This window comes from Helicobacter sp. 12S02232-10, assembly GCF_002272895.1.
Lineage (GTDB): Bacteria > Campylobacterota > Campylobacteria > Campylobacterales > Helicobacteraceae > Helicobacter_J.
Window position 1 is genome coordinate 293,591 of record NZ_MLAQ01000001.1, and the last position, 12,208, is coordinate 305,798.

Annotated in this window: 6 protein-coding genes; 1 reads left to right on the forward strand and 5 read right to left on the reverse strand. The window is 35.5% G+C overall.

Annotated features, from left to right (window positions below):
• The gene (locus BKH41_RS01505; protein WP_095296645.1) at positions 1–861 is read right to left on the reverse strand and encodes an MqnA/MqnD/SBP family protein; all 861 of its coding nucleotides are present in this window, start codon (positions 859–861) and stop codon (positions 1–3) included.
• 394 nt (positions 862–1,255) lie between these two features.
• On the reverse strand, positions 1,256–1,897 hold the full coding sequence (locus BKH41_RS01510; RefSeq protein WP_095296646.1) for a master DNA invertase Mpi family serine-type recombinase: 642 nt from the start codon (positions 1,895–1,897) through the stop codon (positions 1,256–1,258).
• 44 nt (positions 1,898–1,941) lie between these two features.
• On the opposite strand from BKH41_RS01510, the gene BKH41_RS01515 reads away from it, so the two are divergent.
• Positions 1,942–2,586 carry a TaqI-like C-terminal specificity domain-containing protein gene (locus tag BKH41_RS01515; RefSeq protein WP_343286804.1) on the forward strand — a complete coding sequence of 215 codons (645 nt, stop codon included), beginning with the start codon at positions 1,942–1,944 and terminating at the stop codon, positions 2,584–2,586.
• On the opposite strand, the gene BKH41_RS01520 is transcribed toward BKH41_RS01515, so the two are convergent.
• From BKH41_RS01520 to BKH41_RS01530, 3 genes are all read right to left on the reverse strand, one after another.
• Positions 2,564–6,514: an Eco57I restriction-modification methylase domain-containing protein gene (locus BKH41_RS01520; protein WP_095296648.1), complete on the reverse strand. Its 3,951-nt coding sequence runs from the start codon at positions 6,512–6,514 to the stop codon at positions 2,564–2,566. The two genes, BKH41_RS01515 and BKH41_RS01520, sit on opposite strands and share 23 nt — an antisense overlap.
• A 68-nt stretch (positions 6,515–6,582) precedes the next feature.
• Complete coding sequence (gene msrA, locus BKH41_RS01525; RefSeq protein ID WP_095296649.1) at positions 6,583–7,077, reverse strand: peptide-methionine (S)-S-oxide reductase MsrA; 495 nt, start codon at positions 7,075–7,077, stop codon at positions 6,583–6,585.
• 457 nt (positions 7,078–7,534) lie between these two features.
• Positions 7,535–12,208: autotransporter outer membrane beta-barrel domain-containing protein (locus BKH41_RS01530; protein ID WP_180762690.1), on the reverse strand; the 4,674-nt coding region annotated here is incomplete at its 5' end.

Consider the following 12,208-nt stretch of genomic DNA (forward strand, 5'->3'; position numbering starts at 1 on the left):
TTAAGAAAACCTTAAATCCTGATACTCCGTGGGGATAAAATAATCCTCACATCGCATCAAAATATCATAAATCTCTGCCTGAAATCCTAACTCAAAAAGTTTATCAATGCCTTGCTTTTGCATATCATTCAAACTGATTGAATCATTATTGGCATAAAGATTCAAATAAGTATCCAATTCTTTTTCATTCACGCGAATCACGCCTCGTTCTAAAAGCATTTTTGAGAGAATTTTTTTATTTTTAACCGCCACCTCCACAGCTTTGGTAAGAGTAGATTCAATATCAATTGCTTGATTAAGAGAGATTGAGCGCCTAAGTGCCATTCCGCCCAAAGGCAAGGGAAGTTCTGCGCCACAAAATTCGTGCCATATATCCCAAATCTCTCTCTCCACCACAAGAGAAGAATCAAAATTTAAAATAGACTCGTGGATCAATACGCCCGCATCAACCTCTCCGTTTATAACGGCGCTTTCAATCTCAAGGAAATTTTTATAGACGATTTTTGCCTGTGGGTAAGCAAGACGAAAGATAATCGCATTTGTCGTATGTTGGCCACTCAAGGCAACTTTAAAATTTTTCTTTAAATGTGTGGTTTTCTTTTTGATGAGTTTGGGACCATAACCTTGCCCAAAACTCACCCCTGTGCGCAAAAGAGCAAAATTCTCTCTGATAAAAGGATATGCTCCAAAAGAGATCGCACTCACATCATAAGTCCCTTTTATGGCTGCAGCATTTAGAGTTTGTATGTCTAAAGCCACATTTTCAAACCTTTGCCCCAAAGAGCTGCCCACCCAACCAAACACAATCGCATAATACATAAACAAATCGTCCGCATCAGGGCTATGAGCCACACAAATCATACTCTCTCCTCAAAACAAATTTTTCTTCAATTATACTCAATCATTTTGTATCATTTTATTATATATGCAATTCATTAGGATTTATTTTGCTCTAAGCATTTTGCTTTATGGTTTAATTGTTATTATCTGATAGAGATTTTGCGCTGATAATTGCTTTCAAGTATTCTAAGCTTACAAAAATCAAGTTTTTTACAAAATCTCTATTTTTTTTAAATCTTTTTCTTTAGGAGGGGGCGGGTTCTACTTGCGAAGCATCGCCCACTCCCTTCCTAAGACCTACCCCCACCCACTGCACGCTTTTTAAATGCAAGATTCAGAGATCGTGTCTTAAAAAACACACGCTATACCCTTAAGCGTGGTGGCAAATATCGCTTATAGGCAAAATATTAAAAAACTAAAGGTTTTTTGGGGTAGCTTTTCCTTTCAGTAAATGCTCATTACCGCTAAGTTTGAACCATCTACGCAACGTGTCCCGATGTACGCCCAATTTTTGCGCAATTTTGCTATGGCTAATTCCTTTGTCATTCCAAATCAGTATCTTTTTTCCAGCTTCATAACAAGGGTGGCATTCGAATCTTGATTTTCTCCCTTTAGGTCGTCCCAACACTACACCTTCAGCTTTTTTCCTTGCTAAAGCCTCTTTTGTTCTTTGGGAGATGAGTTGGCGTTCAATTTCAGCTGATAGAGAAAAAGCAAAGGCAAGGACTTTTGAATTAATATTATCCCCTAATTCATAGTTTTCTTTGATGGAATAAATGGTGATTCCCTTTTCCATACACATATTTAGCAGACCCATCACAGAAAGCAAGCTTCTTCCAAGCCTAGAGAGTTCTGTCACAATAAGCTTATCCCCTTGCTTCAAAGAACGGATCAATACCCCAAGCTTTCTGTTGTCTAATGCAATTGTACCACTGATAGTCTCTTCTATAAAGCGATGTATTTCAAAGCCTTTGAGTTTAGCAAATTTTTCTAATTCAAATCTTTGATTTTGTGCGGTTTGTTTTTCTGTCGAAACTCTAATGTATGCATAAGTCATTATTTTCCTTTAATTTTTTTTGAAATATATATTTTATACGTCCGATTCTAAGAGGCAGAGATATCAAAAGATACTCTTATGAATGGGCAGGAAAGTGGGTAATCAATACCCATAACGGCTATAAAGAAGATGGTATTTCTGTGGCACCTGTTGATATTAATGACTATCCGTGTTTAAAAAAACATCTTGATGGTTTTTGGCAGGAGATTTCTAAAAGAACGGATAGGGGCGTTACGCCATATAACCTTAGGAATTGTGCTTATATGAGCGAATTTTATAGGCAGAAAATTGTTTATCCTTGCATAATGTCAAAGGAATCAAATTTCACCTATGACCAAAATATATTTTTTGCTCCAGCTCCAGCCAATATCATTACAGGAGATAAAAAGATTATAAAATATTTAATAAGTTTCTTGAACTCAAAACTCATTTATTTTGCTATGCGTCAATTTTATATGGGAGGGGGAATTGCAGGAGAATTAAAAACAAACAATTTGTTAAAAATCCCAATTCCTAAAATACAAGAATCACAGCAAGAAAAATTTATAAAAATCGTTGATGAAATTTTGGAAAACAAAGCACAAAGCAAATGTAGTGAGGCATTTGAAAAAACTTTGGATTCTATGATTTATAAACTTTATAATTTAAGCAATGAAGAAATTCAAATCATAGAGAATGATTTTCAATAAATGCTATTTCTTCGGCATTTAAACCATAAAGTTCATAGACCAAGCAATCAATTTTTGCTTCTAAATCTTGGATATTTGCCTTTAAGTCTTGTTTTTTGGAATCTAAAATTTTATCAACAATTTTTATAAAAACTTGTTGTTTAAAGTCTGCAACTGGCGGTATAACTAATTTTTCTAGGGCATGTTTATTATATTGAAATCCTTTTCCTCCTAAAATACATCCGCCACAAAATTCTTTAAAGTAAAAAGTTATTGCTTTTGAATTTAAAAATGCATTAATAAATTTCAAATCGATGTTATTACTGATGAGCATAAAAGATGTTTTATCTAAAAAAATACTTTGAGTATCATAGACAAAATAAACTCCATAAGAAGTTTCTGGATAAACAATTTTCTGCCTATAAAATTCGCTCCAATATGCTATGTTATCTTGTGTTTCAAACCATTGATTGGAAGTTTTTTTCCTGCAACCCTTTTCCCCGCTTTGCTTAATTTTTGGCATAAAATTTTTTAAATAGTTTTTTAAACTCAAATAGTCATCAATATTTAGTTTTAAAGATGGAAAAGTCGCAATTACCCACTTTTCTGCCCATTCATAAGAGTATCTTTTGATATCTCTGCCTCTTAGAATCGGACGTATAATCTGTTCGGTGCGTTCTTTCTCATTCAGCCAAATGATTTCTTTGTCATTTTTGTCTTCTTCACATTTTATAAAATGCTCGCCCTTCTTTTTGAAAGGAAGATTCGAATCTTGCGTATTATCACAAAGTGAGAGGATTTCTTCTCTTTTTGCCGTATCAATGATAAATGCTTCATTGTAACCGGTCAATATTCCACGATAAATCTTTATATCCCAGTCTTTAAGCGGTATGCCAATGCTTTCAATCTTTTTTTTGATGGAGAGGGTGAGCTTGTCTGAAAAGGTAAAAGTCGCCTCGCTTAAGGAGTCAATATTGAGATACTGCGCTTTGAGTGCAGAGATTTCTTCTGCATTTGCAGGCTTAGTCAGTAAATCCAAGTATTTAAAATCATAATCACAATGTTTATGTACCTTCTTAAAACTTACGATAGAAGTATCCACTGTGGCGCTGTCAAAAACCTTGACTTTTCCTAATTCGACATAACTTTCCAGTTTTGTTTTTTCAAGGATAAATTTTCTCAAACTTTTTCCATACCCTGCTCGCGTCCATTTATTGGAAGTGATGTAGCTGAGATGACCGCCCTCTTTTAGAACCCTATACCCTTGCTCATAAAAATACGTAAAAATATCGCTTGTCCCGCTATAGATTTCAAAATGAGCCTGCAAATGAGGCTTAAGCTCCTTGATGGACTCTTGGCGGATATAAGGGGGATTTCCAATCACAAGATCAAAACCTATATAATCGCCATTTTCATCAAGCACTTCAGGAAAAGCAAATCGCCATTCAAGGGTTTTAGTTTCAAAAAGTTCCCTGTATTGGCACATCAAATCTTGAAGTTTTTCAAGATCTTTATGGGAAGTGCCTTTATTTTGTCCTAATGGTGGAATAACAGCGGTTTTATGAAAGTCAAAATCTGTGATAAATTTTTGCAGTCTTTGCAGATCCTGTTCGCTCACCTTGCATTTTTCAGAAACACTAAATCCTTCATAGCCATATTTTTTAACATAACGTTTGAGCTCTTCTTTGAATGTAAATGCAATAGAATGTGCCTTTTTAAAAAGAGTGATGAGAAATTCTTGGCAATTCCTGATAACACGCTTGTGTTCTTCTTTGAGATCTTTATTTGTTTCATTTTTGTAATTTTGCACGGCTTGAACATATTCTTTAATTTTGGGGTTAAAATTATTAGTAAGGTCATTGATAATTTCCTTTTGATCCTGATCGCCAAAAACTGAGGTAATTTTATTAAATTCTTCTACCATCTTTTTACGCAAAGATTCTTTAGTCATATAAAGATTAATGTTTGAAACCAAAGAATTCCCGCATTTTATATTAATATCGATATTTGGCAGGGTTTGGAGATATTTATTTTTTATGTCGTGATAATAGCTGTATTTGAGCAGCTCTATCCAAAGTCGTAGTTTGGTAATCTCGCAAGAATTAGGGTTGATATCCACGCCAAAAAGGCATTCTTCTATCAAGACTTTTTTGGCATTAAAGATGGCTTTTTGAATGCGATGGGATTCTTTGTCTTCATAGACAGGCTGCTCATAGATGATGGGTTCGCCATCAGAATCAATGATGCAGATTTCATCATTGATGAGTTTGAGTCCTATGCCTTTTAGTTTGGCATAGTTTTCATCACAAAGTATGCCTAATTGATATTTGATAAGGATCAGATGATTGAGTGCAGATACCAAAAAATGCCCACTACCGACAGCAGGGTCGCAGATTTTTATAGAGTTAAAAATCTCGTTGGCTTCTTTGATATCATCAGTATTTGCTCCGATGTGATTACAGAGATCGGTAATACTTTCACATTGCCAAGACTTCATTGCATTGAATTTGTCAATCACGACTTTTTCAATCGCTTCTTTGCACATATAGTTTGTGATAAAACTCGGAGTATAAAAACTCCCCTCTTTATAGCCGTTGAGTTTTTCAAATACCAATCCTAAAACAGCGGCATTGATGAGCTTGTCAAAATTGGTTTTTGTATGGTTTTTGATGTCTTTTGGGGTTGTGGTAAAATCATAAGCCCGCAAAAAAGCAAAAAGATATTCTAAAAGTGGGAGAGAAGAAATATTTTTGTATTCAGGGTCTTTTTTTAAGATGGAATTTTTATGCAAGCTTAAATCTTGGGATTTTAAAAATTTGATTTGCTTGTTTGGATCTTCTTTTTTCTCATCTTTTTCTAATTCGGTTTTGTCAAAAAGACTTGAATTTAAATAAGGGATTGATTGGAATACTTGCGGGATATTTTTGCGTTCATCTTCTTTTTTTGCCAATACATCAAAAAACAATATGCTTAGCATTTCAAAATCAGGAATCTTTTGGATATCTAAAAACGGATTTGAAATATGTTTGAAAGATAAAAGCATTGATTCAAGCAATCGCAAAAATAAAATCCGATTATTCCACGTGGTGAGCAAAGAAAAGATATCTTCAAAATCTCTTTCTTTGTTTAGTCCTAAATTTTTTATGATTGAATCTGATAGAGAGCCTTGTATATCACTTGGAGTGATGATGATTTTGCCATCGGCAGTTTTTTCCTCCAGTCCCAGAATATGGAGCAATTCATTATAAAAATCTTTGTTGAGCAAGTTGGCATCAAAAAAAGTTTTTTGCTTTAAGAGGCAAGCAGGGCTTAAAAGCTTATAAATCAATGCCAAATCTTCTTTTGAAATATTTGAGAAATCAAAGCAGGTATAAGTAATCTCACCCTCTTTTTCCTCCAGATACTTTTGGGTATCATCATAGAATTTTTGGGTGCTTGTGTTATTGCCCTCTTTGAAATCTGTGTTTTTAAAAAACTTATTTAGTGTCTTATCAGAACCAAAAAGATTCTCATATTCTTTGGCTGAAATGATAAAAAATTCTTTCAACGTGCATAAAATGATGTGTTTGATGTTGTTGTTTTTCTCTTTTTTGCTTTCTCTAAGATAATAAAGAATGGATTCATAAAAAGCTTTGGATTCAAGGTTTTCAGGGGTTTTTGGAAAAGCATCTGCAGGGGCACTCAGTGCTTTTACTTCGATAATAACTGCAACTTCGCCATCTACATAAATCGCAGCATCAATCTTGCCTTTTGTATTGACATCATATTTAAAAGTGCTTTTTAAAAAATCATTAATTTTGTTTTTATGGTGTTCTTCGGTCTCTTTGGGATTAGTTTGGAGGAGCTTTGAAATTTCAGTCTCAAAAGCTTCTAATTCTGCTTGTGTGGGGTTGTTGCTATTTGCAAGATCGCCTAAGAATTCTTGCGGGGATTGTTTAGTGTATTTCATTTTCTGCCTGTATTAAATTTATCTTTTTAATAGGCACAGATTATATAAAGATAATCTTAAATTAACCCTTAAAGAGGCTTGGAGGCTTTAGACAAATCAATATGGCAATATCCCTGTGGATTTTTTTGAAGGTATTTTTGGTGATATTCCTCAGCCAAATAGTAATTTTCAAGCTCTTTGACTTCGGTTTGAATAGACTTATGATAACGCTCTTGGATTTTCTGAATAAAAGCTTTGACAAACTCTAAAGTTTTAGGATCGTTTGCATAGATCCCGCTTCTGTATTGAGTCCCAACATCATTACCTTGCTTATTCCAAGCTGTAGGATCGATGATGGAAAAAAATCGCTCCAAAACTTCTTCAAGAGAAATTTTATCTTCGTCATATTGAAGCTCTATCGCTTCTACTGCACCACTTACAGAACTGCAAACAAGCTCATAACTTGGGTTTGGAATCTTTGAATTCGCATAACCGACACTAGTATGTTCCACGCCAAAAAGCAAATCAAAAAAGCCTTGCACACCCCAAAAACAACCTCCGGCTAAATAAATGGTTTTGATCATATTTTCTCCAATTTTTAGAGAAATTTTAGCTTGATAAGATTAAACTAGAGGTATTGATACTTAAGTCACAATTTAGCCATATGACTTTTTTATAATCCCCACATTTCTAATCCCCCTCCCCCAATATCAAACTGAATCTGAAAAGGATTTGTTTATTTGTTGGAAGCAAGCTGTTATCCAATCTAAGAATGTTGCAACAATCATTGCAACAATATGAGATGAAAGAACCTCTCTTATTCTTTCACCTCTCAAAGATTAGAGGGGTATTAACGGGGGGAAATGTTAAATATCAATCACCACTAAGACAATCAAGAATCATAGAACAACTCCTCATTCTCTCCTCATTCTCCCCCTCTATTTCTCTTCCTTCCTTGATGTCTTATCTTCTTATTTGAGACTAAACCAATCAAACTTTCTTCATTCTTCTTTACTCTTTCTTCTTTCTTTCTCTATTTCTTTACTCGCCTTCTCTCACTTCATACATCACTGCATAAGCTTTAGAATTCTTATCAATGCTTTGGACAATCTTATCAGCTTCTTTTTTATGTTCTAAGACTTCTTGCATATTCTGATAAGGACCAATCAAATACCGATAAACATTCTCTTGAGTATTTTTATTCTTCTGTTCTTTGAGTTCAAATCCATAGATACGATAAGATTGCTTCCCAATCAATCCCAAAGCTTCTTGATTGTTATTTTGACTCAAGACTGCTACTTGTAAATAAAGCCCTGCTTCAGGGAAGCAACCCTGACATTTAGTTTTTTGCTTTTGGGTTTTAGAAACTGAGATTGTTTTTTTCTCTTTTAAGATTTCTTCTTGTTGTTTTTGTAGATTCTGTTCTTCTTTGGCTTTTTGATTGGAATCTTGTTTTTGTTGTGGCAATAAGACTTTTTGAGTTTTTCTTTGTTGTGTTTGTGTCTTCTCTAAAGCACTCATTTTCTTACCAAAGCTAAATCTTGCTCCAAGATTGAGGTTATAATCAAAGTTATACACCCCTAAGAAAGTTCTAGAAACATCTGCATAAACTCTCCAATCCTCATTGATCTTTACATTTGCTCCTATAGAGAGATTGAGCTTGTTATTAGCTAGAGTATGGTTTGTGATAGCAGGCAAACTTAAAGCACTTGCTCCTGTTTGTCTTAAGACACTCTCTCCTCCAGTATTGATCTCATTGATATAAGAAATGCCAATCCTTACATCTGTATTGACTCCATTTTGAGCTTTGAAATGCTTGCCTAAGACTGCTCCAATTCTTGAGATAAAGGCATTATCTCCTTTAAGAGAAGCATTTGCATTTTCTCCATTCACATTTGCATTGAATTGAGCCCCTCCAATATAGCCATAGATGAGTTCGGCTTGAGGTTCAACATAATAGCCTTGTGTATAAACATTTCTTTGGATGTTTTTTAAGAGTTTGAATAAGATTTGATCCATTTCATAACGGTATCCCACTTCTGCTCCGAGTAAGAATGCATTGGAATAAATGGAGTTATTAGAACCACTCATTGCAATCATTGAACCACTTTGATCATTAAAACTCAAACGATTGCCTAGATTGAGATATTTTGCAGAAGCATCGACATACAAGCCATTATCCATAATATAAGTATTATAGATCCCTAAGCCTAAGTTTCTACCTGTTGCTGTATAGCCATCCCCTTTAGAAGATAAGATGCTTGCTTCAGCATCCACACCTAAATAATTCACACCACCAAGCACATCAAATTGATAATCATAACCTGCTTGGAGTGTGGTGTAATAATCTCTGTTATCCATTTTATCTGAACCCATTCCATTGATGATTCTTGCCCAGACTCCTTGAGTGGCTAAGTTACCTCTGAGCTCTCCCATTCTTAGATTTAAATTATTGGTTGCAATCCTAAATCCACGATAGAAAGTCCCTAAAGAACTCTGTAGGGTTTGGCTTGAGGCAGTATCAGCAGAAACATCAAATCCATTTAAATAATACAATAAAGAATCATTAATGGGTGGTGTTGTGCTTGCTTTATCTGCTATTGTTGTTTTATCTGCAGATGTATCTTTTATGGATGGATAACTCAGTTTTGCACTGATTTGAGCTTGGTAATGGTAGAGTCCTTGATGGTAACCCACAGCTCGGAAATAATTTGTATTGTGCATCCCCTTCACATTCACACTTGCTAAAAGAATAGGGGTTGTGGTTTCAGGAGTTCCTTTATCTAAATAAACTTGAAGAAGGTTTGAAGTTCTGTTTTGACCACTAGCGCCATTTGCAATTCCATTGATGATGAGTTTATCAGCTTGATGGTTGAGAGTATCCACACCCAATCGGATCACAGATCGATCTAAATCAATATTTTCAACATTCAAGGTATGATAAGCAAAAGCAGGATTAGAAGTCGCATTTGGCACTCCTACTGGAGTTGCTCCTGCTATGAGAGCTCCTGTAGCAAGATTGCTAGAAGCATTAGAATTTTGAGCTAGATAAGCAGTTTGTTCAGAAGCACTCAAAGCTCTTGCACCTCTTAAATCAATCACACTGCCCCTTTGAGATAGACTAGAAGCATCCAATACACGCTCTTGTGTGCTAAAGTTTTGATTATAGGATTTTAAGGTAGCAAGATTTGAATCTGCTGTGATGATCCAAGAACCTTGTTTGGAGGAATTCCAATCACCAAACTGATAAACATTGTCTGTATCGATTTGTTTTGTTTGTGCTGGAAGTCCTGCAGATGTAGATGTTTGTGGTGTCGCTTCTTTGATGGTGATGGTTTGTGTGGAATCATTGATAGAACCAATCAAAGAAACATCTCCAACATTGAAACCTGTAATGCTTGCTTTTTGGATTCCATCAGGTTTGTCTTGATGTGTTGGAGCAGATTTAGCAAGTGAGGGTTGGTTAGGTTGGATATTTTGTGTATCTAGATTGATGATAGCAACAACAGGTCCTGCATTTGCAAAAGCACTGAAGTCATAAGAAGAGTTGGCATTTTTATTTTGGATATTCACCCTAGAGCCCACACCAAATTTAGCTTGGATTTGTGCTTGGGTATCCATTAAAGAAAGATCTGCTAATCCATCTGTATTGTCTTGACCTTGAATGCGGATACCTTGTGGTGTATTTTGTCCAAAGAGAAGAGTTTGATGGGCAATGTTGGTATCTGATTTGGGGTTAGCAGGGGTTGTTGCTGTTGCTTCTGTTCCTGCTTTAGGAGCTGGAGTGTTAGAGCTAGTGGTGCCTGTGCCTAAATTAGAGGCATCACTAAAATTCCCTATCAAGGTTGTATTCCCATCAAATGCAAAGGTTCCCATCATACTTTCTTTGCCTTGTGTGCCACTTTCTAGATTGCCTTGATTGATGAGATTGTTGAGTTCAGTTTGATTGAGTGTGCCAACATCATTAAAAGTATAGGCTGATTTCTGATCTCCTCCTGTAATGGTGAGTTGATTTTTCTGAAAGCTGTTTTCTCCATTGAATGTCACAGTTTTAGTAGCAGAACCTTTAATGGATGCTCCTTTAAAGTTTGCATCAATGCCTTTATCATTATGGGCAGCATCAGAGAAGATGAGATCTAATGCTATGTCTTGAGATTGTGAAGCATTAGAAGTATCTATCTTTTTATCTAAATTGATGTCTCCAATGACTTGAGTCCCTACCAATCCTATGGTGCCTTGTGTGAGTTGGAGTGGTTTTTTAGAAGCTTTAGAAGTATCAGAAGAAGCACTTGCATTAGAAAGATTTAAAGCCCCACTCAAACGTGTTAGGAAATTAGACTCTGTATCTTTATCATCACTACTCAAGGTGAGTGTGCCTAAATTTTTAAAGATATATTTTGAGTCTTTTGAATGAGCTCCTTCTTGGATAGAACCTTGAAATTTATAATCTGCTGCAGTACGTTTGTTTTCAGGTTTGACTTCATCAGGATTTTTCAATACTGAACCACCAAAATCAAATGTGATGTATTGCGCACCACTTTTGGCTTGATAAGAGTTTGCCATCATCTCTTGATCTAAGAGATGTTGGAAATCAATCAATTGGGCTTTATCCTCTCTACCCAAAGCATTGGTAATGAGTCCGGTTTGATAGGTATTCCCTACCCAATTGATCGAACCATTGATACTTCCATTTGAGAAGGTGGTGGTATCGATTTTACCAAAGTCAATGAAGTTATAGGTATTGTTTATATTGTCATTAGCAATGATAACACCACTAGCTTTGTTTGTTTTATCATCTTTGGTTGCACTCAAAGAATCAGAACCAATGAAGTTCAATGTCAAAGCTGTGTTGGTATAACCAACATTTTGATCCAAATGATGGGCAGTGCTCATATCAATGTTATGGCCATTGCTTGCAATATAGTTTTGGATAAAGTTTTGGGCATCTTGGCTAAGATCACTCATTGCAGTGATGGTTATTTCTGAAGGGGTACTAGCACCATCTGTTTTATCTGTATTGTCTGTATTGTCTGTATTTTTTGGATACTCATTTGCCTTTGTACCATTGAAACTCATTTGGAAAGAACTCATTGAAGAACCATCTTTAGAAGCATCATAGGTTGAACCAGTAGCAGGAGTGAGTTTGGGTTCACTTACATTAGCATAGCTCACACTGAGTCCAGTTTGATCCTCTAAAGCACTCTTTAAAGTAGCATTCATAACATTTGCACTGCCTTTAAAGCCTTTGAATGCATTGAAATCAAATACAACTGTAGCAGCACTACTTTGTGCTCCTTCCTCTTTAGGAGTATTGTTAGGTTGCATATTAGGAGCTTGTGTGCTAGCTTGGAGATTGCTTCCATCTAATAAGATGCTAGAACCACTTCCCCCACCAATGATTTTTGCAGAAGAACCCAATGCATCTTTGCCATAAAATGCTAATGTTGCTTGGTTGCTATCCCCTAAAGTCAAGTTTCCATTGAGTGTTGCTTTTAAAACCTTTAAGGTCGAATCACTCAAAGCTCCAAAAGCATTGGTGGTTGCTGTTTGGGTATTGCTGTTTGTATCTTTATAAGTGACATAATCAGCGATAGAAGTATCCACCCCTCTATTATCAAAGATTGCATTCAAATTCAATGCGGAAGCATTTTGAGTGAGGTCTAAACCATCACTTCCAATGGAAGTGCCTTCTAGATTGAGTGTTCCTTTTGCTTT